Source organism: Rheinheimera pacifica, from assembly GCF_024809855.1.
GTDB lineage: Bacteria > Pseudomonadota > Gammaproteobacteria > Enterobacterales > Alteromonadaceae > Alishewanella > Alishewanella pacifica_A.
The window spans coordinates 98492-120328 of record NZ_JANUEM010000001.1; the positions used below are offsets into that span (position 1 = coordinate 98492).

18 protein-coding genes are annotated in these 21837 nt (G+C 47.8%); 2 read left to right on the plus strand and 16 right to left on the minus strand.

Annotation, left to right across the window (positions count from 1 at the left end; genetic code table 11):
- Window positions 1–5 precede the first annotated feature (5 nt).
- The 16 genes from dnaE to rpsB form a co-directional block, all read right to left on the minus strand.
- The gene (dnaE, locus tag M2404_RS00470; protein WP_259237502.1) at window positions 6–3476 is read right to left on the minus strand and encodes a DNA polymerase III subunit alpha; all 3471 of its coding nucleotides are present in this window, start codon (window positions 3474–3476) and stop codon (window positions 6–8) included.
- Window positions 3473–4069 (minus strand): ribonuclease HII, encoded by a 597-nt coding sequence (gene rnhB / locus M2404_RS00475; RefSeq protein WP_259237503.1) that lies wholly within the window; start codon window positions 4067–4069, stop codon window positions 3473–3475. Before rnhB ends, dnaE begins: the two co-directional genes overlap by 4 nt.
- The gene (gene lpxB / locus M2404_RS00480) at window positions 4050–5213 is read right to left on the minus strand and encodes a lipid-A-disaccharide synthase (RefSeq protein ID WP_259237504.1); all 1164 of its coding nucleotides are present in this window, start codon (window positions 5211–5213) and stop codon (window positions 4050–4052) included. The genes rnhB and lpxB overlap by 20 nt, the downstream gene beginning before the upstream one ends.
- Window positions 5213–6004, minus strand: a complete 792-nt coding sequence (gene lpxA / locus M2404_RS00485) for an acyl-ACP--UDP-N-acetylglucosamine O-acyltransferase (RefSeq protein WP_259237507.1) — start codon at window positions 6002–6004, stop codon at window positions 5213–5215. Before lpxA ends, lpxB begins: the two co-directional genes overlap by 1 nt.
- Window positions 5985–6437, minus strand: coding sequence for a 3-hydroxyacyl-ACP dehydratase FabZ (gene fabZ, locus M2404_RS00490; protein ID WP_215396444.1), 453 nt, complete (start codon window positions 6435–6437; stop codon window positions 5985–5987). The genes lpxA and fabZ overlap by 20 nt, the downstream gene beginning before the upstream one ends.
- A gap of 14 nt (window positions 6438–6451) precedes the next feature.
- Entirely contained in the window at window positions 6452–7504 is a 1053-nt protein-coding gene (gene lpxD / locus M2404_RS00495; protein WP_259237508.1) for a UDP-3-O-(3-hydroxymyristoyl)glucosamine N-acyltransferase, read from the minus strand.
- A complete protein-coding gene (locus M2404_RS00500) occupies window positions 7504–8022 on the minus strand; it encodes an OmpH/Skp family outer membrane protein (RefSeq protein WP_259237509.1) in 519 nt (172 codons plus the stop codon). Before M2404_RS00500 ends, lpxD begins: the two co-directional genes overlap by 1 nt.
- 23 nt (window positions 8023–8045) lie before the next feature.
- Window positions 8046–10535 carry an outer membrane protein assembly factor BamA gene (gene bamA / locus M2404_RS00505; protein ID WP_259237511.1) on the minus strand — a complete coding sequence of 830 codons (2490 nt, stop codon included), beginning with the start codon at window positions 10533–10535 and terminating at the stop codon, window positions 8046–8048.
- A 26-nt stretch (window positions 10536–10561) separates the two neighbouring features.
- On the minus strand, window positions 10562–11917 hold the full coding sequence (gene rseP, locus M2404_RS00510) for a sigma E protease regulator RseP (RefSeq protein WP_259237513.1): 1356 nt from the start codon (window positions 11915–11917) through the stop codon (window positions 10562–10564).
- Complete coding sequence (ispC, locus tag M2404_RS00515; RefSeq protein WP_259237514.1) at window positions 11917–13110, minus strand: 1-deoxy-D-xylulose-5-phosphate reductoisomerase; 1194 nt, start codon at window positions 13108–13110, stop codon at window positions 11917–11919. The genes rseP and ispC overlap by 1 nt, the downstream gene beginning before the upstream one ends.
- Complete coding sequence (locus tag M2404_RS00520) at window positions 13110–13973, minus strand: phosphatidate cytidylyltransferase (RefSeq protein WP_259237515.1); 864 nt, start codon at window positions 13971–13973, stop codon at window positions 13110–13112. The genes ispC and M2404_RS00520 overlap by 1 nt, the downstream gene beginning before the upstream one ends.
- 5 nt (window positions 13974–13978) lie before the next feature.
- Window positions 13979–14743 (minus strand): polyprenyl diphosphate synthase, encoded by a 765-nt coding sequence (uppS, locus tag M2404_RS00525; RefSeq protein WP_259237517.1) that lies wholly within the window; start codon window positions 14741–14743, stop codon window positions 13979–13981.
- A gap of 144 nt (window positions 14744–14887) precedes the next feature.
- On the minus strand, window positions 14888–15445 hold the full coding sequence (gene frr, locus M2404_RS00530) for a ribosome recycling factor (protein ID WP_259237519.1): 558 nt from the start codon (window positions 15443–15445) through the stop codon (window positions 14888–14890).
- Window positions 15446–15504: 59 nt separating this feature from the next.
- Window positions 15505–16245, minus strand: a complete 741-nt coding sequence (pyrH, locus tag M2404_RS00535; protein ID WP_068232385.1) for a UMP kinase — start codon at window positions 16243–16245, stop codon at window positions 15505–15507.
- Between the two features lie 122 nt (window positions 16246–16367).
- Window positions 16368–17240, minus strand: coding sequence for a translation elongation factor Ts (tsf, locus tag M2404_RS00540; RefSeq protein WP_259237521.1), 873 nt, complete (start codon window positions 17238–17240; stop codon window positions 16368–16370).
- Window positions 17241–17346: 106 nt separating this feature from the next.
- The gene (gene rpsB, locus M2404_RS00545) at window positions 17347–18078 is read right to left on the minus strand and encodes a 30S ribosomal protein S2 (protein WP_068232391.1); all 732 of its coding nucleotides are present in this window, start codon (window positions 18076–18078) and stop codon (window positions 17347–17349) included.
- 309 nt (window positions 18079–18387) lie between these two features.
- Here rpsB and map point away from each other — a divergent pair, with 309 nt between their 5' ends.
- Both map and glnD read left to right on the plus strand, forming a co-directional pair.
- Window positions 18388–19176, plus strand: a complete 789-nt coding sequence (map, locus tag M2404_RS00550; RefSeq protein ID WP_259237522.1) for a type I methionyl aminopeptidase — start codon at window positions 18388–18390, stop codon at window positions 19174–19176.
- Between the two features lie 28 nt (window positions 19177–19204).
- Window positions 19205–21829: a bifunctional uridylyltransferase/uridylyl-removing protein GlnD gene (glnD, locus tag M2404_RS00555; RefSeq protein ID WP_259237523.1), complete on the plus strand. Its 2625-nt coding sequence runs from the start codon at window positions 19205–19207 to the stop codon at window positions 21827–21829.
- The last annotated feature ends 8 nt before the right edge of the window (window positions 21830–21837 follow it).

The window sequence follows — 21837 nt, forward strand, 5'->3', positions numbered from 1 at the left end:
CCTAATTAATTAAATTCCAGTTCTATTGTCGCCAATTGCTTTAACTGGTGCAACAAAGCGTCGGCTGGCGTTATCCACCATTGTGTTCCAAGCTGTAACATCACCTCGCCTTCCTGGCGTTGATAGCGGAGTTTAACCGGCACTGTACCTGCTTTAAATTCACCCAGTACCTGCTGCAATCTTTGCAGGTAATTGTGGTCTATTTGTGCCGATTGTACAGTGATATTCAACGATCTCAGAGATTTTTCCCTTACCTGAGTGATCTCGCTGACATCGCGGCCGGCCATTGTAAGGCCACCGTTAAAATCATCAAAGCTGACCTGTCCCGTTATTATCAGGATCCGGTCTTTTTGTAGCTGTTGTTCGAAGTTTTCCAATAAATCAGGGAAAAACCGTACATCAAGCCTGGCTGATTTATCATCCAGTGTGACAATGGCCCAGCGCCGGCCTTTTTTGTTAATCATCACCCGCACTGATACGACTAAGCCGGCAACAGTAGCACTTTGATCTTTCCTGGTGGGCTGCAGTTCCACCAACCGGCAATTAATATAGCGCGGAATTTCGTCCAGATAACGGTTTATCGGATGGCCGGTTAAATATAAGCCTAAGGTTTCACGCTCACCTTCCAGCCAAACTTCATCTGCCCAGGGCTCAACCTGTTTAAACGCCGCGGCAGCGTGTTCCGGTTCAGGGCTTAACAAACCAAATAAATCGTCCTGCCCTACCGCTTGCGCTTTGGCGTGCTGCTCGGCAGCTTTCATCGCTTCTTCCAGCGTGGCAGACAACGCAGCACGGTGCGGGCCTAAACGGTCCATAGCACCGGATAAAATCAGCTTTTCTATAACGCGGCGGTTTAGCTTTTTCAGATCGACCTTGGCGCAAAAATCAAACAAGTCGCTAAAGCTGCCATGCTTGTTACGCGCTTCCAGAATCGCTTCTATCGGGCCCTCACCCACGCCTTTAATAGCACCTATACCATAAACAATATGGCCTTGCTCATTAACGGTAAACTTATATACCCCGGTGTTAACATCGGGTGGAATAAGCTTTAATTTCATGCGCTCGCATTCATCTACCAGCGTCACTATTTTGTCGGTGTTGTCCATATCGGCCGACATTACCGCCGCCATAAACTCGGCCGGATAGTGCGCTTTCATCCACAGCGTTTGGTATGATACCAGCGCATAAGCAGCTGAGTGTGATTTGTTAAAACCGTAACCGGCGAATTTCTCTACCAGATCGAAAATCTTAATTGCCAGATCCGGATCAATACCATTTTTTGCTGCACCTTCCTGAAAGGTATCGCGCTGTTTGGCCATCTCTTCGGGCTTTTTCTTACCCATAGCCCGGCGTAATAAGTCGGCGCCACCGAGCGAGTAACCCGACAATACCTGAGCTATCTGCATTACCTGTTCCTGATACAGGATAATGCCATAGGTTGGCTCCAGAATAGGTTTTAATGATTCATGCTGCCAGGTTGCATCAGGGTAAGATATTGCTTCGCGGCCCCGCTTACGGTCGATAAAGTTATCTACCATGCCTGATTGCAACGGCCCCGGCCGGAACAATGCTACCAGAGCAATCATATCTTCAAAGCAGTCGGGCTGCAGGCGGCGGATTAAGTCTTTCATGCCGCGCGATTCAAGCTGGAATACCGCCGTAGTGTCGGCTTTTTGCAGTAGATCAAAACTTCGTTTATCTACCAGCGGAATAGTATTGATGTCTATTGCATCACGGCCTTCCTGCTTTAACCGCGCGTTAGCCATATTCACGGCCCACTGCAAAATGGTAAGCGTACGCAGACCTAAGAAGTCGAATTTTACCAGGCCGGCATATTCAACATCGTTTTTATCAAACTGGGTAACCGGGTTATTACCTTCATCGTCACAGTACAGCGGGGAAAAATCGGTAATTTTAGTTGGTGCTATAACCACACCACCGGCGTGTTTACCAGCATTACGGGTTACACCTTCAAGCTGTCGCGCCATATCAATCAGGTCTTTAACCTCCTGATCCTGCTCGTACAGCTCCGGTAAGCGCGGTTCTTCTTTAAACGCCTGTTCCAGTGTCATACCGGGCGTAGGCGGAATAAGCTTAGAAATGCGATCAACAAAACCATAAGGGTGGCCCAGCACCCGGCCAACATCACGTATTACTGCTTTGGCTGCCATAGTACCAAAGGTAATAATTTGCGATACCGCTTCGCGGCCATACATATCGGCTACGTGCTCAATAACTTCGTCACGCCTGTCCATGCAAAAGTCGACGTCGAAGTCAGGCATTGACACCCGCTCGGGGTTTAAAAAACGCTCAAATAGCAGATCGAATTCCAGCGGGTCTAAATCTGTAATTTTAAGTGCATAAGCTACTAATGAACCGGCACCTGAACCCCGCCCGGGCCCTACCGGAATATCGTTGTCTTTACTCCACTGGATAAACTCCATTACCACCAGGAAGTATCCCGGAAAGCCCATCTGGTTAATAACGTCCAGCTCTATTTGCAAACGCTCATCGTATTCGGCACGCTTTTGCGACCGCTCACCGGCGTCGGGGAATAACTGCAGCAAACGCTCTTCCAGACCTTCGCGCGATTTCATTACCAGAAAATCAGCGTCTGTCATACCACCGGTAGGAAACGCCGGCAGGAAATATTCCCCCAGCCGGATGGTGACATTACAACGTTTGGCAATCTCAACAGAGTTTTGCAGCGCTTCCGGTAAATCAGCAAACAGTTGCTGCATTTCCTGCTCAGACTTCAGGTATTGCTGCTCTGAATACAGTTTAGGCCGGCGTTTGTCGTCCAGCGTAAAGCCATCGTGAATAGCAACCCGGATCTCGTGAGCGGCAAAATCCTCCGGTTGCAAAAACACTACTTCATTGGTGGCAACCAGTGGTAAATCGTGTTGCTCTGCTAAGGTCACGGCTTTTTGAATATATAACTCTTCATCCGCCCGGCCGGTGCGGGTAATTTCCAGATAAAACCGCTGCGGAAAATACTGCTGATAAAACTGCAGTAGCTGGGTCAGGCTTTGGCCATTTTCCTTTAACAGGGCTTTGCCTACCAGGCCATCTTTAGCACCGGATAAAATAATGACACCCTGGGCAAATTCAGTCAGCCAGTCATGTTCAATTTGTGGTTTACCATCAATATGGCCGCGCAGGTAGGCTTTGGAAATTAATTGGCTGAGGTTCTGATAACCAGCGTTGTCTGCTGCCAGCAGTAACATACGGCTGCTTTCACTGCCAAATAACGGATGCTGAACCCAGCAATCAACACCAATAATAGGTTTAATGCCCGCTTCATGTGCTGTACTGTAAAACCGCACCTGACCACAAAAGTTCATTTGATCTGTCAGCGCCAGCGCCGGCATTGCCAGCTTTTGTGCCGCTTTAACGATGGGTTTAACTTTGGCAACACCGTCGATCATCGAAAAATCGCTGTGTACACGCAGATGGACAAATGCCGGAGAACTCATAACCCCTGTTGCTCCAGAACCAGCTGCACCGGTTTAAAACTACGCCGATGCTCGCTTAATACTCCATGCGCACTAATGGCGGCCAGATGAGCCGCAGTGGGGTAACCTTTGTGGGCGTCAAAACCGTAATGTGGGTAAGCCTGGTGTAAAGTGTGCATTTCAGTATCACGCGCCACTTTGGCTAAAATAGAAGCAGCGCTGATCTCCGGCACCAGTAAGTCACCTTTAACTACTGCACTGGCGGGTACGCCAAAATCTGTGGTGCGGTTGCCATCTACCAGCACCCATTCAGGTTTGATACTTAGCGCAGCCACGGCACGGCGCATTGCCAGCATAGTAGCGTGCAATATATTCAGCTGATCAATTTCAGCAGGCTCAGCCCGGCCAAGCGCCCAGCACAAAGCATTTTGCTTAATGAGTGCAGCCAGTTCTATACGGCGCTTTTCAGATAATTTTTTTGAATCGGTAAGCCCGGCTATGGGTTTGTTGGGATCTAACATCACTGCAGCAGTTACCACAGCACCAATTAACGGGCCGCGGCCAACTTCATCCACACCGCAAATAAGTTGTACGTCAGGTCGTTGGTACAACATTATCTGCTACCTGTAAAATGGCTTCTGCCGCTTTGACGCTGGCATTACATTTGATGCTTTGATGAATAACCCGGTATTGTTGTAGCAAGGCTGAGCGCTCTGAGCTTAGCAAAGGTACCATGGCATTAACCAAAGCCTGCGGCGTAACCTGATGCTGCAATAGTTCCGTGACCATACCACGGCCAGCCAGCAAATTTGGCAAACTGAAATGAGACAGTTTCACCAGCCGCTTACCAAGCTGATAAGTAAGCCAGTTAGCACGGTACGACACCACCATCAGGCACTTAGCTAACATAGCTTCAAGCGTGGCGGTACCCGAAGTAATAAAAGTTGCATCAGACGCCAGCAATACCTGGCGGGCCTTGCCGTTAAATTCAGTGATTTTAAGCTCTGGCGCTATCTGCTGTTTGATAGCGTTGAATTGAGCAGCCTTTGCCGGCGTAACCATATTGGTAACGAACTGTATATCCGGGAACTGTTGCTGCAGCAGCAGCGCGGCTTGCAGAAAATCACCCGCCAGCAGTTTAATTTCGTTGGTACGGCTGCCTGGCATAATCGCCAGTACCAGCTTATCGGGCTGTAGCCCCAGTTCAGCTTTTGCGGCGGCTTTATCAACTTCCAACGGCATCGTGTCGGCCATAGTATGGCCAACAAAAGTACAGGGTACCTGATATTTATCGTAAAACGTTTTTTCAAATGGCAGCAGAGATAGCACCATATTGGTAGCAGCCGCAATTTTAAAAATACGTTTATGCCGCCACGCCCACACTGATGGGCTAACATAATGCACTGTTTTAATACCGGCCTGTTTCAGCTTAAGCTCAACCGGCAAATTAAAGTCGGGCGCGTCGATACCAACAAATACATCGGGTTTGTCAGCCAGCAAAGCTGCAAGAATGTCGCGTTTAACCTTTAGTAAGCGCGGTAAACGGCCGAGCACCTCAACAATGCCCATTACTGCCAGCTCTTCCATATCAAACAGGGCGTTAAAACCCAGAGCCTGCATGCGCGGCCCGCCAATACCGTAAAACACTGCATCAGGGTGTGTAGCTTTAAGCGCACTGATCAGATCGGCACCTAAAATATCGCCGGAGTGTTCCCCGGCGATAATGGCGATTTTTAACGGATTATCAGCAACCAGCATCAGCGTACTATGCCCCGGCTGGCGTTAGCGATAAAGTCGGTAAATAGTTTTAACTCCGGCACTTGTGCGGCTTTATCCTGCAGTGCTGCCAGGGCCTCCGCTACTGTCTGGCCTTTGCGGTACACTTCTTTGTAGGCACGGCGTATTTCCAGCAATGCTTCGCTGCTGTAGCCACGGCGTTTTAAACCTTCAGTATTAATACCACCAGGCACACAAGGTGCACCGTGTACCATCAGGTATGGTGGTACATCTTTTAATACAATAGAACCGCCACCGCAAAAACTGTGCGCGCCAATGTGTACAAACTGGTGCACACCGGTCATTCCGCCTAAAATAGCCCAGTCGCCAACATGCACGTGGCCAGCCGCCTGAGCGCCGCTGGCAAAAATGGTGTGATTACCTATCACGCAGTCGTGGGCAATATGTGTGGTGTTCATAAACAGATTATGGTTACCAATAATGGTTTTACCCTGATCCTGCACCGTGCCACGGTGTACGGAGCAGCCTTCACGAAATACATTGTAGTCACCAACAATCAGTTCTGTGGCTTCGCCTTTATACTTTTTGTCCTGACACGCTTCGCCAATACTGGCAAACTGGAAAAAGTGATTACCTTTACCTATCGTACTTGGGCCTTTAATCGCCACATGCGATTCGAGTATGCAGTCATCCCCAAGCACAACGTTGTGGCCGATATAGCAAAATGGGCCAACTTTAACGTTATTACCAAGCTTAGCACTGGCTTCAATTACAGCAGTTGGATGGATCACGTTATAACTCTCTTCTGGCACACATCAGCTCAGCCGAGCAGACAATCTGGCCTTCAACTTTAGCTTCGCCGTAAAACTTCCACATGTTGCGGCGTTCTTTTAAAAATTTTACTTCCAGTATCATGGTGTCACCTGGTAATACCGGCTTTTTAAAACGTGCTTCATCTATAGCGGCAAACAGGTAAAGTTCATTTTCTGCACGCTCAGTAACAGTTTTAAAACCCAGGATACCTGTAGCCTGAGCCAGCGCTTCAAGGATCAGCACACCAGGAAAAATAGGCATTCCCGGAAAATGACCGGTAAAAATAGGCTCATTAATAGTGACATTTTTAAGCGCCGTCAGGCTTTCACCCGGCGTAAAATCCAGTACACGATCAATTAGCAGAAACGGGTAACGATGTGGCAATAATGCCATAATTTCCTGAATTTGCAGGCTATTAAGTTGGTTAGCCAAAGCTATTCCTCTGTCTAGTGGTCAGCATCCTGTGCTTTTTGCACAGTAGCAAGCTGGTTTTCCAGTTGCTTTACCCGCTGATAAAGTTGGTCTATTTGCCGCAGTTTAACGGTGTTTTTCCGCCATTCAGCATTGGTTGTTGCCGGAATACCTGAAGTATATACGCCTTTCTCTGTGATCGGCTTCATTACCATTGCCATACCAGAAATATGGGCACCGTCACAAATCTCAATATGGCCATTAAGCACCGCTGCACCGCCGATAATGCAGTAACGGCCAATCTTAGTGCTACCGGCAACTACAGTACAACCGGCTATTGCCGTATGATCGCCAATTCGGACATTGTGTGCAATCTGGCACTGATTATCGATAATAACGTTATTGCCGATAACAGTATCTTCTATCGCACCACGATCTATAGTGGCATTGGCGCCTATCTCACAATCGTCGCCGATAATCACCGTACCGGTTTGTGGTATTTTAACCCAATTACCACGTTCATTAGCAAAACCAAAACCGTCTGCCCCTAATACTGCACCGCTGTGCACTATACAACGTTTACCAATATTAACCCGGTGATACACGGTAACATTAGCCCATAACCGGCTATCATCGGCAATAATTGCCTGTTCACCGATAAAACAGCCGGCACCAATCTGCACAGCATTACCAATAACCGCACCAGCAGCAATAATGGCATTGGCGCCAACCGATACACCTGCGCCTAATACCGCACTGGTATCTACCACTGCTGTAGGATGAATCCCATCTGCAGCAACCGGCGTTGAATCCAGCAGTTGGGCCACCCGGGCAAAAGCAACGTAGGGGTCTTTAACCAGTAAAGCATTAACACCCGGCGCAAGAAACGGTGCATCATCTGCCGTGATAAGTACCGCAGAGGCGGATGTTTCGGTTAAGAATTTGCGGTATTTGCTGTTAGACAGGAAGCTTATCTGGCCGCTGCCAGCATTTTCCAGCGTTGCAATTGAAACGATGCTGCAAGCAGCATCGCCAATCAGCTGAGCACCTAGCTGCTCAGCCAGTTCCGTTAAGGTATAACCTGCCATTATTTTGCTTTACTTGCCTGAGCAACAACAGCTTCAGAGATGTCATATTCTGGTTTGGCATACACCGCTGCACCTGAATTCAGCACCATATCAAACTTTTCACGCTCTGCTACTACATCAATAGCGGCTTTGATCAATGCCAACACTTTATTGCGCTCTTCAGCCTGACGGTTACGGATCTCTTCATCCAGCGGCCGGGCCAGTTGCTCATATTGCTGACGCTGATTGGTTAATGCTGTTTTCAACTCTTCTTGCTGCTTCTCGCTCATGGTAGGGCCATCACGGCGCAGCTTTTCAATGTTGAAATTAATATCTTTTTCCAACTTTCCAACCGCTTCAATACGTTTGGCAAACTCGTTTTTGATGGTTTCCTGCATTGCAGCTGACTGAGGAATTTGTGCAGCAACAGCTTGTACGTCAACAAAAGCAATTTTCATTTCTTTTGCAGCCACATTACCCACCAGTACTAAACCAGCAAGCAGTAACACAGCAGATTTTACAATTTTACGGTTAAACATCTTATATTCCCTATTATTCTAATCTAGAAAGTTGTACCAATATTAAAACTAAAGTTTTCTTGTAGGTCACCATCATATTTTTTGATGATTTTTGCCAGACTGAACGTTAATGGTCCCATCGGCGAAATCCACTGTAAAGATACACCAGCTGTTGCCCGAATCAAACTGGCATCTGAGTAATCGATCAGTTCAGGTTGATTTTGGCTGGTCACCACCTTTGTTAAACCGGCATAGCGGTTAATATCAAACTCGGTATCCCAGACGTTACCGGCATCGACAAATATACTGGTACGCACTGAATTACGATAGTCATCACTTAAAAACGGTGTTGGAGTAATCAGTTCCAGTGTTGCCACCGCTTTGGCGTTACCGCCAATAGAGCGCTGAGACACCTGATAACTGTCATTCTCCGGGCCACTTGGGAAGCCACCAGAGCCATAGTTAGGATCCGGCAACCCCGGTACGGTTTGGGCATAACGGAAGATAGCGTGCGGGCCTATAATACGGCTTTCAAAGCCACGCATATTATCGCCGCCAGCATAGAAGTTTTCTGTAAACGGCAAGGTATAGTCATAACCGTTTTTCGAGCCATAACCATTACCATAACCGGTTTCCAGCTTGCTTAGGAACGACCAGGCGTGATCATTACTCAGTGGAATATAGTTACGCGCTTCAAACATCACTTTATAGTAGGTCAGATCGGAGTTAGGCGTAGTTGCCCGTATTGTGGCGCCCAAATATAGCCCGGCAGTCGGGAATAAACCGCGGTTAAGCGTGCTTCTTACCCAACCTGCCGACAACTCATAGTTAGTAAACTTATAACCACCATCCGGGTTTTGCGCATCTAATAATACACCGCGGAAATGGCGTAACTGATCATACTCATTAATAGAGTTAATCTTATTCACCACATAGTTGGCGCCAAAATTTAACCGGTTATATTCGTTAATCGGGTAACCAATATTAGCGCCAAAACCGTAGCGCTGTTGGTTGTAGGCCTCAAGGTTAGATGACGCACTGCTGTAGTCGGTATCAGAATAAAACACCTGCCCGCCCAGGCTCACACCATCCAGCGTAAAGTACGGGTTAGTGTAGGTTGTGCTGATTGATTTCTGGTACTTATTGGTACTTAAGCTGATACCGGCACTATTACCACTACCGAAGAAGTTTTCCTGCTGCACGCCAATCTGAAATGACATACCCATATAGTTGCCATAAGAGATACCGGCATTAAAACTACCTGATGGCTGCTCTTTAATGGTAAAGCCAATATCAACCTGATCATCAATACCCGCTACCGGTGCTGTAGCAAAATCAACAGATTCAATATACGGCAAACGCTGAATACGTTGCTTGGACAGTTCAAGCGCATCATTGGATAACCAGGCACCCTCCATTTGCCGCAGCTCACGGCGCAGTACTTCATCTTTAGTGCTGCTGTTGCCTGACATATTGATACGGCGTACATACACACGCTTGCCAGGATCAACACTGATAGTTAATTCAACTTCTTTGGTGTCTTCGTTGATATCCGGAATAGTACGGACTTTAGAATTTGCATAGCCAAAACGCGCCAGCAGCTTAGCAATGCTTTCTTCGGTGTATGTTACCAGAGCACCGTTATACAGCTGGCCTTGTTTTAACGGCATGATCTGACGGATAAATTCATCCTGGCCAATTAAGTCGCCGACAAACCTCACACCACTAATGGTGTATTTTTCACCTTCGGTGACATTCAGCGTTACATACACGGATTCTTTATCCGGGCTAACCGATACCTGTGAAGAATCAATATTAAAGCGCAGATAACCGCGATCAAGGTAATAGCTGTTAATCTTTTCTATATCGCCCTGCAGGGTTTGCTTTTGGTAACGATCTGACGATAAAAAACGCCACCAGGGGAGATCCTGCTTTGATTCAATATTGCTGAGCAATTCTTCATCAGAGAACAGTTTATTACCCACCACATTAATTTGACGGATAGAGGCGGCGTCACCCTCATCAAACTTAATCTTCAGATTAACCCGGTTACGCGGTAAGTAAGTGACTTCAATTTCAACAGTAGCCTGGTATTTACCTACACCGTGATAAAACTCAGTAAGACCATTCTCAATGTTCTTCAGAATTGTTTTATCAAGTGGCTCACCGACTTCAATACGGTTACCGGCCAGGCTCTCGTTCAGTTGGTCTTCTTTAATGTCTTTATTGCCATCAAACTCTATCGCATTAATGGTTGGCCGCTCGCGCAAACGATAAATGACCGTATTACCATCGCGCAGCACCTGAATATCATCGAAATGCCCGGCGCTGTACAGTGTGCGGATACTGCGTGACAAATTATACTCTGTCACAGTATCGCCAACGTTAAAAGGCAGATTATTCAACGCAGCGCCAAGCGCTACACGTTGCAAACCTTCAACTTGAATATCCTGAACCGTAAATGATTCTTCAGCGAGCACCGAGTTGCTTGCCGAAGCAAGAAACATCGCAGCTACTAATCGTTTAATTGTCATTATTTGAACTACTTATGATTAGTTATTTACAAACGAGAAATATCGTTGAGCAGCGCAATTCCCATCAACATTAGCAGGATCAGCGCTCCGAACCGGAAACCTGTTTCCTGCGTCTTTTCAGAGACAGGTTTGCCTCGTATTAGTTCCACCAGCATATACATTAAGTGGCCACCATCCAGCACCGGCAATGGCAGCAAATTGATAACGCCTAAGTTAACACTTATCAGGGCTAAAAACGATAAAAATGCTACCAAACCGAGGCTTGCCGTTGTACCTGCGCCTTGTGCAATAGAGATAGGGCCGCTTAAGTGTTTAACAGAAACATCGCCTGTCAGCAGCTTGCCAATCATCGATACGCTCAGGCGGATAAATTGCCAGGTATGGGCCGCACCGGCGCTAAAGGCGTCAATAACACCATACTGCCGGGTATAAAGCACACCTTCCGGCCAATCGCTTACTTTGGGTGTAATGCCCAGCACCCCCTGAGAAAAACCATCAGCAGTAATAACAAGTGTCGGTGTAACTTCTATGCTAAGTACTGTGCCACCGCGCTCTACTTCAACAGCCAATGATTGTTCAGCCGCGTTGCTAATTAACGTTTGTAGCTGCGTCCATTGTGTAATCTCAGTGCTATCAATCCGGATAATCTTATCGTTTACCTGCAAGCCTGCCTGCTCTGCTGCCGAGCCTGGGGCTATCAGGGCAATTTCTGTCAAAACCTGCGGCCGGGCTAAATTCAGCCCAAGGCTGTCAAAAACGCTTTGCTTTTCCGGATCGAACTGCCAGTCGGTCGTATTAAGTGTTACCGAGCGCTGCTGTTTACTGACAACATCCTGCAATCCCAGTGTAATGCTGCGGCTGCCAATTTGCTCTACTAACAGCAAATTCACGCTACTGGCATCAGTTGCAGTATGCTGGTTAACTGAAATAATTTGTTGCTGCGGTGTAATACCTGCCTGGGCTGCGATAGATTGCGGCGCCACACTGGCTATCAACGGGCGCATCGTTTGCACACCAAGCAAATACATCAGCCACAGCGCAAATATAGCGAAGATAAAATTAGCAGCAGGACCGGCGGCAATAATAGCCATACGCTGCCACACGGTTTTATGATTAAACGCCAAATCTTTAAACTGCGGCAACACCGGATCGACCCGCTCGTCCAGCATGCGTACATAACCACCTAGTGGAATAGCCGCGATAACAAATTCTGTGCCCTGCTTATCACGCCAGCTTAACAAGGCTTTGCCAAAGCCGATGGAAAAACGTTTAACCAGTACGCCATTTTTACGCGCCACCCAGAAGTGGCCAAACTCATGTACGGTAATTAATACGCCCAGCGCGACGATAAACGACAGCAAATTCCAAATCGCACCCGACATCACGTTAGCTTCCTCAATAGTGCCTGCGCATAATGGCGAGCTTCATTGTCCAGTGCCAATATATCATCCAGCGTACTGACACGAAAGTCAGCAAAATGTTCCAGCCCTTGCGCGTTAACACGCGCTATATCGGTAAAACGAATTTTTTGCGCTAAAAAAGCTGCTACTGCCAGCTCATTTGTGGCGTTAAGCGCTGTTGTTGCGCCTTGCCCACAACTGCAGGCAGTTATAGCCAGATACAAATTCGGGTAGCGTGCTTTATCAGGTTCGGTAAAGGTAAAATCACGCATCTGCTTAAAACTAAGCGGCGTCACCGGGCTGGCAATACGTTTTGGAAACGCCAGTGCATGGGCTATCGGCGTGCGCATATCGGGTTGGCCTAATTGTGCCAGCACTGAGCCATCTGTGTATTGCACCATAGAATGAATAATACTTTGCGGATGAATAACAACATCGATATCTGCTGCCTGGCAATTAAATAGCCAGCGCGCTTCAATAAACTCCAGGCCTTTATTCATCATGGTAGCACTGTCAACAGAAATCTTGTGCCCCATGCTCCAGTTTGGGTGCGCTACGGCCTGTGCTGGGGTAATACTGTCAAACTCAGCCAAAGGTGTCGTCAGAAAAGGCCCGCCACTACCGGTTAGTAATAGCTTGTTGATACCAAAATCAGCAATTTGCTGATCATGAGTATGCTGTTGTAACGGCGCAGGTAAACATTGAAATATTGCATTGTGTTCGCTGTCTATCGGTAACAACGTAGCGCCATGGTGTTTCACTTTACTGATAAACAGCTCACCGCTCATTACCAGAGCTTCTTTATTGGCAAGCAGTACTGTTTTCCCCTGCTCCACTGCAGCCAGAGTTGGCAGCAACCCGGCTGAGCCCACGATAGCTGCCATAACGATATCGGCGTCTGGGTGCGCCGCCAACTGGCATAATGCATCAATGCCACTTAGTACTTCTGTATGGCTGCCAGCCAGTTTTAATTCTGTTGCCAGCGCACTGGCAGCATTATTGTCGAGCATAGCGGCATAACGAGGCTTTACTGCCAGACATTGCTCTAACAGCTTGTCGGTTTGACTGGCTGCCGTAAGAGCCAGTACCTGATAATCCTCTGGATGAGCCGCCAGCACAGACAAGGTGCTGATACCAATAGAGCCGGTCGAACCAAGGATCACCACATTACGCATTAATAAAAACCGCCGTAAATGGCCACAATAATGGCAAACAGGGGTGCTGTGGCAGTTAAGCTGTCAATACGATCTAAAATACCGCCGTGGCCTGGCAAAAACGCGCCACTGTCTTTTTTACCGGCGACGCGTTTAAACATGCTTTCAGTTAAATCACCAAATACCGAGAGAATTGTTAGTAAAAACGCAGCGATATACCAAATACCTACCTGAGGCGGCCAGTCCTGTAAGTGCGCCACAACGGTAACGACAATGGCTACTAATGCTAACCCGCCCAGCATACCTTCGATAGTTTTACCAGGGCTTACTTTAGGCAACAACTTATGTTTACCAAAAGGTTTGCCTACAATATAGCCACCAATATCTGCCGCCCAAACCAATAATAGTAAACAACAAATCAGCCAGGCACCGGTAAACGTTGAAGCAGCATAATCGGTAGAACGGATAAACATTACAGCAGCCCAGGCTGGTATTAATGTTAGCCACCCCATTAATGCTTTACCCCAGTCACTCTGAGCCCATAATTTCTGGCTACGCGGATAGCTAAGCACTAATACAATCGCCAGCAACCACCAGACATTACCGGCAAGCAGTAAGCTGACTAACAAGGTATTGGCTTCTACCGGCCAGTTAATTTGTACCGGCAATTGCCAATACAATAGCGCCAGAATCGTTGCTGTTAAACCCACATACACCCAACGCATTGCCTTCGATGGCAAACCACAAAAACCACTCCACTCCCAGGCACCCAGTAAAAATGCCGCAGAAATAAATGCTGCAAAGCCAGACAGAGGCAGAAAAAATACTGCCATCAACGCTAATGGCGCCAATATCAGCGCAGTAATAACCCGTTGTTTAAACAATATCGTTATCCTTTACCCAGCATCGCCAACTGCCGGACTTGTTCTCCGGTACAGCCAAAGCGACGCTCTCGGTTGACAAAGGCAGCTATCGCTTCTGAAAAAACCTGCTGATCAAAATCTGGCCAGAGTGTTTCAGTAAACCAGAATTCAGCGTAAGCGGCCTGCCATAATAAAAAATTGCTGATGCGTAAATCGCCGCCAGTGCGGATGAGTAAATCCAGCTCTGGCTGTTCGTGCATCTGCACCTGCTGAGCAAATACCTGCTCGTTAATCTGATCTACAGCAAGTGTACCTTGCTGTACTTGTGTTGCCAGCGCCCGGGTAGCATTTACTATATCCCAGCGCCCGCCATAATTGGCGGCGATATTCAGTGTTAAAGCAGTGTTCGCTGCTGTCAATTGCTCAGCTTTATCAATGCTGGCTCTTAGCTTGTCACTAAAGGCAGATAAATCTCCAACTATCTTCAGCCGGACATTATGCTTGTGCAAGGTTTTCACCTCGCTTTGCAGCACCATCAGAAACAGCTGCATCAAGGTGGAGACTTCATCCTCCGGCCGGCGCCAGTTTTCACTGCTAAAAGCGAACAACGTTAACGATTTAATACCCAGCTCACGGCAAAAACTTACACTACGCCGTACTGCTTCTACACCTCTTTTATGGCCCCACACCCGCGGCTTACCCTGGCGCTCGGCCCAACGGCCATTGCCATCCATAATAATTGCCACATGCTGAGGTAAGCTGTGCGGTTTGAGCTGCGACTCTGCAGTCATACAGTGCGACCTGTCCTTAAACGTTGTGATAACCAGTCTGCTGCTGATTTACTGAATTATATTGTGACGAAAAAATCGGCCAAATAGAAAAAAGCGCCGTAATGCCCAAGCGTCACGACGCTGTAATGTTAACAGAAGGCTGAATCAGACTTCCATTAATTCCTTTTCTTTATCAGCTAATACTTCGTCAATTTTCTTGACGAAAAGATCGGTAATTTTCTGAATTTCTTCAGCTGCACGGCGCTCATCATCTTCACTGATTTCTTTATCTTTTTGCAGCGTTTTTAAATCAGCGTTGGCATCACGGCGAATATTACGTACCGCAATACGGCCGTTTTCGGCCTCACCACGCACCAGCTTAACCAGGCTTTTGCGGCGCTCTTCAGTTAAAGCTGGCAGCGGCACACGAATAATAGTACCGGCAGACATTGGGTTTAAACCCAGATCAGATGCCATAATGGCTTTTTCTACGGCAGCCGTCATACTTTTATCAAACACAGTAATCGCCAGTGTACGAGCGTCATCGATAGAGACGTTGGCAACCTGGCGCAGTGGTGTATCGGTGCCATAGTAAGATACGGAAATACCATCTAATAAGCTTGGGTGCGCACGACCGGTGCGCACTTTGGTTAATTGCACTTTAAGCGCATCAACGCTTTTTTCCATCCGTACTTTGCTGTCTGTAATAATGTCGTTAATCACGATCGGTATCCTTTTTATTCATTGCCTGTCTTCAACACAGCGGCTCTAAAGGCGCTAGTTTACTGTAAATTTTCGGCGTGGTCGATGACTGTGCCTTCCGGCTCGCCCATAATTACCCGCTTTAACGCGCCTGCAGTGTTCATATTAAACACACGAATTTGCAGATTATGATCCCGCGCCAGCGTAAAGGCAGCTAAATCCATCACTTTAAGTTCTTTATCCAGCACTTCATTATAAGTCAGCTGGCTATATAGCGTAGCGGTAGGATCTTTTACCGGATCGGCAGAAAATACTCCATCAACTTTGGTGGCTTTTAATACCGCATCAGCTTCAATTTCAATGCCGCGTAAACAGGCAGCAGAATCAGTGGTGAAAAACGGGTTACCGGTACCGGCAGAGAAAATCACTACCCGGCCTGATTTTAGCAAGCTGATGGCCTCAGCCCAGCTGTAATTGTCACACACGCCGTTCAGCGGAATAGCACTCATCATGCGGGCATTGACATAGGCACGATGCAGCGCATCGCGCATGGCCAGGCCATTCATCACCGTAGCCAGCATACCCATATGGTCACCCACCACCCGGTTCATGCCGGCTTTGGCCAGGCCTTCACCACGGAAGATATTACCACCGCCGATCACAATACCTACCTGTACACCCAATTCAACCAGTTCTTTGATTTCCTGCGCCATCCGGTCCAGCACTTTGGGATCAATACCAAAGCCCTCGTCACCCATCAGGGCTTCGCCACTGAGTTTTAATAAAATCCTGCGGTAAGTTGGTTTTGGATTCGTGCTCATGAGATCCCCATAATGCGTGGTTAATTAGGATTATTGCGGGTAAAAAAAACCGCGATTCAAGCCTTGTCAGACTCAAAGTCGCGGTTATTCTAGCGGGTTTTGCCAGTTTGCAGAAGAATAAATTACTTCTTGGCCGCCGCGATTTGGGCTGCAACTTCAGCTGCGAAGTCTTCTTCTTTCTTCTCGATACCTTCGCCTACTTCTAAGCGAATGAAAGAAACTGCCTTGGCACTGTTTTGCTTCAGGAAATCGCCAACAGAAACTGATGGGTCTTTCACGAATGGCTGACCGGTTAAGCTCACTTCACCAGTGAACTTGCTCATACGGCCTGCAACCATTTTCTCAGCGATTTCCTGTGGCTTACCAGAGTTAACCGCGATATCGATTTGAATAACACGCTCACGCTCAACAACATCAGCCGGTACGTCGTCTGGTGTTAAGAAGCCTGGATTGTTAGCAGCAATGTGCATAGCAACATCTTTAGCGATGTCTTCGTTACCGCCGTCCAGCACGGCTAATACACCGATACGGCCAGAGTGCACGTAAGAACCAATTACAGCGCCTTCAACTACTGCTGCACGGCGTACGTTGATGTTCTCACCGATTTTAGCAACCAGAGTTGCACGGGTGTCTTCAACTGAAGTACCGTTTAAATCAGCAGCTAAAATAGCTTCAGCAGTGAACAGCTTGTTAGCGTGGGCTAAATCAGCAACAGCGTTAGCAAACGCCAGGAAGCTGGCATCACGCGCTACGAAGTCAGTTTCACAGTTAAACTCGATAGCTAAACCGTAACCGTTAGCTACGCGGGTTAAAATAGTACCTTCAGCGGCAATACGGCCTGCTTTCTTGGCAGCTTTGGCCAGACCACTTTTACGCATCGCATCAATTGCTGCTTCGATATCGCCTGCAGTTTCTTCCAATGCTTTTTTACAATCCATCATGCCAGCGCCAGTGCGCTCGCGAAGTTCTTTTACTAAAGCGGCAGTTACAGCCATGGGAGCTTCCTCGTAATAATTCGGGTTGGACAAACAGGGGCCGTGGCCCCTGTCGCAATTTTGCACTGTGCTAGCGCAAGTTTAACCTGCGCTAATGACAGAGAAATTACTCTGCTTCAACAACGAAGGCTTCGGCTTCAGCCTGTACTTCGATGTTTTTGTCACGACCTTCCAGGATAGCCTGACCTACAGCAGCCAGATATAACTGGATAGCGCGGATCGCGTCATCGTTACCTGGTACTACAAAGTCAACGCCTTTTGGATCAGAGTTGGTATCAACGATAGATACAACCGGAATACCCAGGTTGTTAGCTTCTTTGATCGCAATGTGTTCATGGTCAGCGTCGATCACGAACAGCACGTCTGGCAAGCCGCCCATGTCTTTAATACCGCCTAAGCTCTTTTCCAGCTTTTCCATTTCACGGGTACGGTCTAAAGCTTCTTTCTTAGTCAGCTTGTCGAAAGTACCGTCCTGGCTTTGCGCTTCCAGATCTTTTAAACGCTTGATTGACTGACGAACAGTTTTCCAGTTAGTCAGCATGCCACCTAACCAGCGGTGGTTTACATAGAACTGATCAACTTTGCTTGCCGCTTCTTTGATTGCTTCAGAAGCCGCACGCTTAGTACCAACGAACAGGATTTTGCCCTTTTTCGCTGCTACTTGCTGAATGAATGCCAGTGCATCGTTCATCATAGGAACAGTTTGTTCCAGGTTGATGATATGTACTTTGTTACGCGCACCGAAAATGAATGGCTTCATTTTTGGATTCCAGTAACGGGTTTGGTGACCGAAGTGCACGCCCGCCTGGAGCATGTCGCGCATAGAAACTTTTGCCATGATTTATTTTCCTGTAAAAGGGGTTAAGCCTCCATGTATCCCATATGCCGACTCTGGTCTGGCTGTTGTTCAGCGCAAAGCAAAGCACCCCGGAATATGTGTCGATACATGTGTGTTTTGGTTAAATTCCGCCTATCAGCCCGCATTTATCTCTATCTAAGAACAAAAGGTTCTGCAATAAAAGACAAAGCGATTTGCTAATTTGCGGCGCGCTTTATACCATAGGCACCTTACAAACACAATCAAATGTGTATTTTTGCAGCAGTACAACGGGCCGCAATGTCCATTGGTACCAAAGAGAGAACAGGCATGACAGCAACCATCAAAACCCCGGCCGAAATTGAAAAAATGCGTGTCGCAGGCCGCCTCGCAGCCGACGTGCTGGAAATGATTGAGCCTTACGTAAAAGCCGGTGTTACCACCGATGAGCTGAACACTATCTGCCACAACTATATCATTAACGAGCAACAGGCAATACCGGCACCGCTGAACTATCACGGTTTTCCCAAATCTATCTGTACCTCGGTTAATCAGGTAATTTGCCACGGCATCCCGGCCGACAAGAAGCTCAAAGAGGGCGACATCATTAATATTGACATTACTGTCATTAAAGATGGCTACCACGGCGATACGTCAAAAATGTTTGTCGTCGGCAAGCCCAGCATTATGGCCGAGCGGCTTATCCGGGTTACGCAAGAATGTATGTACCTGGGGCTGAAAAAAGTAAAAAACGGTGTGCGTTTAGGCGATATCGGCCATGTTATTCAGCAACACGCTGAAAAACACAGTTATTCAGTGGTGCGCGAATACTGCGGCCACGGCATAGGTGCGGTATTTCATGAAGACCCGCAGGTACTGCATTACGGCAAGCCGGGTACCGGCGAAGTATTAAAAAGCGGTATGTGTTTAACCATTGAGCCGATGATTAACGCCGGCGCCCGCCACAGCAAATTATTAGCCGACGGTTGGACAGTAGTCACCAAAGATCGTAGTTTGTCTGCCCAGTTTGAACATACTATTTTGGTTACTGATACCGGCTGTGAAATTTTAACGCTGCGCAGTGACGATACGATAGAGCGCATTCTGACTGCCGAATAAGCCCGCCCGCTATAAAGGAGTAAGCGACATGTCCCAGACCGTAACCTTTAGCAAAGCGCTGCCCGACAGTTACAGTCTGGAGAGCTACAAAAAACATTTCGCCGACTTTCATGACTGGCTTGGCCGCAGCTTCTCACAGCACCCGGTGAATACACTGGTAAAAGCCCGGGCGCATTTTATTGACGAAGTGCTGGTGCAGTTGTGGCACAAATATGAACTGCATAAAAGTAAAGACTTAAGCCTGATTGCAGTAGGTGGCTACGGCCGCGGCGAACTGCACCCCAGCTCTGATATCGACTTACTGATCCTGGCTGATGGCCGTTTATCCACCACACAACAAGAGGCTATCGCCCAGTTTATTACCACATTATGGGACTTACGCCTTGAGGTTGGCCATAGTGTACGTACGGTAAAAGAGTCAATAAAACTGGGTAAAGACGATATCACCATCGCCACTAACCTGCTGGAAATGCGCCTGTTAACCGGCAATAAGCCATTGTTTGAACAACTGCAGTTTGAAGTCAGCAAAGACAGTTTCTGGACCAGTCAGGCGTTTTTTCAGGCCAAACGACATGAGCAACAACAGCGCCATGCCCAGTATCATGGCACCGCTTACAACCTGGAGCCGAACTTAAAAGCTAACCCTGGCGGCCTGCGTGATATTCAAACCATCGGCTGGGTAGCCAAACGGCATTTTCAAACCCGCACCATGCGTGAACTGGTAGCCTATCAGTACCTGACCGAAGATGAGTATCAGGAGCTGATGGAGTGTGAAGCTTATTTGTGGCAAATGCGTTTTGCACTGCATATGGAAGCCGGGCGCAACGAAAACCGTATTTTGTTTGATTACCAACCTGCAGTGGCAGAACGGCTGGGATTTGGCGCTGATGGCAAAGCCTCGGTTGAACGGATGATGAAGCGGTTTTTCCGCACAGTACAGCGCGTAAGCGAGCTAAACGAAATGCTGCTGCAGCACTTTGATGGCAGCATTTTAAACCATAAAGAAAAAGTTAAAACTCTGGTATTGGATGACTACTTTGAGCTGCAGGGCCATTTAATTGTCGCCCGCGACAACGCCGTGTTTGCCAGGCGCGACAACCTGCTGCGGCTGTTCTGGCATATAGCCAATAACTCCAATATTACCGGTGTGCATTCTTCTACCATGCGCCTGGTGCGCCAGGTACGGCGGCGTTTAATGGGTGATTTACAAGACTATGAAGCCTGCCGCCAACTGTTTTTAGCGATTATCCGCCACCCGCGCGGTATGGACAAAGCCATTACCTTAATGCACCGCTATGGCGTACTGGCAGCTTATTTACCACAGTGGCGCAATATTGTCGGCCAGATGCAGTTTGATTTATTTCATGCCTACACTGTAGATGAGCATACGCACCGCCTGCTGAAAAATCTTTATAAGTACACACTAACCGAACATGAAAGCGAGTTTCCGCTGTGCAGTGATATCGTCAGAAAAATGGAAAAACCGGAGCTGCTGTATTTAGCCGGTATTTTCCACGATATTGCCAAAGGCCGTGGCGGCGATCACTCTGAGCTTGGTGCCATGGACGTACGCGAATTTGCCAAGCTGCATAAGCTCAGTGAGTTTGACAGCAAGCTGATTGCCTGGCTGGTAGAGCACCACTTACTGATGTCGGTTACCGCACAGCGCCGTGATATTCACGACCCGGCAGTAGTGGCCGAATTTGCCGAAAAAGTACGCGACGAAACCCGGTTGAATTATCTGTACTGTTTAACGCTGGCCGATATCCGCGCCACTAACGATAATTTGTGGAACGACTGGAAAGGCTCCTTACTACGTGAGTTGTTTTTAGCCACACAAAAAGCCTTTCGCCGCGGCCTGGAAAAGCCGATGGACCTGCGCGATTTAATCCGTGAAAACCAAAGCGAAGCCATGCCACTATTACTGAAGCAAACCTTTAGTGAAAGTGAAATTCTACAGCTGTGGAGCCGCATTAAAGCCGACTATTTTGCCCGCTACAGCGCGCGGCAAATTGCCTGGCACTGCGAGCATATTCTGCGGCATAAAAACCCGGATGAACCGCTGGTGCTGATCAGCAAAGCGCCGATCCGCGGCGGCACCCAGGTATTTATTTACACTAAAGACCAGCCCAAATTATTTGCCCGTTTAGTGGCGGCGCTGGACAGCAAAAAAGTCAATATTTTTGATGCCCAGATCATGACCAATAAAGACGGCTATGCCATGGATACCTTTGTAGTGCTGGAGCAAAACGGCGAGCCGGTTAATTCGCCCTCGCGCCAGCAAAGTATTAAACGTGCGTTAGAGCTGTATATTCTGGACAAACCTGACTTGTCGCGGCAAAAAACCAAATTATCGCGCCAGATGCGCCAGTTTAATGTACCGCCCAAAGTGGTATTTTTACCCGGCAATACCAGTAAACGCACCATGATTGAATTAGCCGCACTGGACACGCCGGGTTTGCTGGCGAATATCGGCGAAGTATTTCAGCGCTGCGATGTTAATATTCATGCAGCAAAAATCACCACCATTGGCGAGCGGGCAGAAGATTTTTTTATGATCTCAAATAGCGACGATCAGGCTCTTAGCAGTGAGCAGCAAAGTGCATTGAAGCGGGCACTGATCGAGCAACTATCACAGCAAACAGAAGGCTAACAAAGACA

Bases quoted from the DNA above. Each gene is read 5' to 3' on its own strand.
- dnaE (WP_259237502.1), bottom strand. From the start codon at position 3,476: ATGAGTTCTCCGGCATTTGTCCATCTGCGTGTACACAGCGATTTTTCG.
- rnhB (WP_259237503.1), bottom strand. From the start codon at position 4,069: ATGTTGTACCAACGACCTGACGTACAACTTATTTGCGGTGTGGATGAA.
- lpxB (WP_259237504.1), bottom strand. From the start codon at position 5,213: ATGCTGGTTGCTGATAATCCGTTAAAAATCGCCATTATCGCCGGGGAA.
- lpxD (WP_259237508.1), bottom strand. From the start codon at position 7,504: ATGGCAGGTTATACCTTAACGGAACTGGCTGAGCAGCTAGGTGCTCAG.
- M2404_RS00500 (WP_259237509.1), bottom strand. From the start codon at position 8,022: ATGTTTAACCGTAAAATTGTAAAATCTGCTGTGTTACTGCTTGCTGGT.
- bamA (WP_259237511.1), bottom strand. From the start codon at position 10,535: ATGACAATTAAACGATTAGTAGCTGCGATGTTTCTTGCTTCGGCAAGC.
- rseP (WP_259237513.1), bottom strand. From the start codon at position 11,917: ATGTCGGGTGCGATTTGGAATTTGCTGTCGTTTATCGTCGCGCTGGGC.
- ispC (WP_259237514.1), bottom strand. From the start codon at position 13,110: ATGCGTAATGTGGTGATCCTTGGTTCGACCGGCTCTATTGGTATCAGC.
- uppS (WP_259237517.1), bottom strand. From the start codon at position 14,743: ATGACTGCAGAGTCGCAGCTCAAACCGCACAGCTTACCTCAGCATGTG.
- pyrH (WP_068232385.1), bottom strand. From the start codon at position 16,245: ATGAGCACGAATCCAAAACCAACTTACCGCAGGATTTTATTAAAACTC.
- tsf (WP_259237521.1), bottom strand. From the start codon at position 17,240: ATGGCTGTAACTGCCGCTTTAGTAAAAGAACTTCGCGAGCGCACTGGC.
- rpsB (WP_068232391.1), bottom strand. From the start codon at position 18,078: ATGGCAAAAGTTTCTATGCGCGACATGCTCCAGGCGGGCGTGCACTTC.
- map (WP_259237522.1), top strand. From the start codon at position 18,388: ATGACAGCAACCATCAAAACCCCGGCCGAAATTGAAAAAATGCGTGTC.
- glnD (WP_259237523.1), top strand. From the start codon at position 19,205: ATGTCCCAGACCGTAACCTTTAGCAAAGCGCTGCCCGACAGTTACAGT.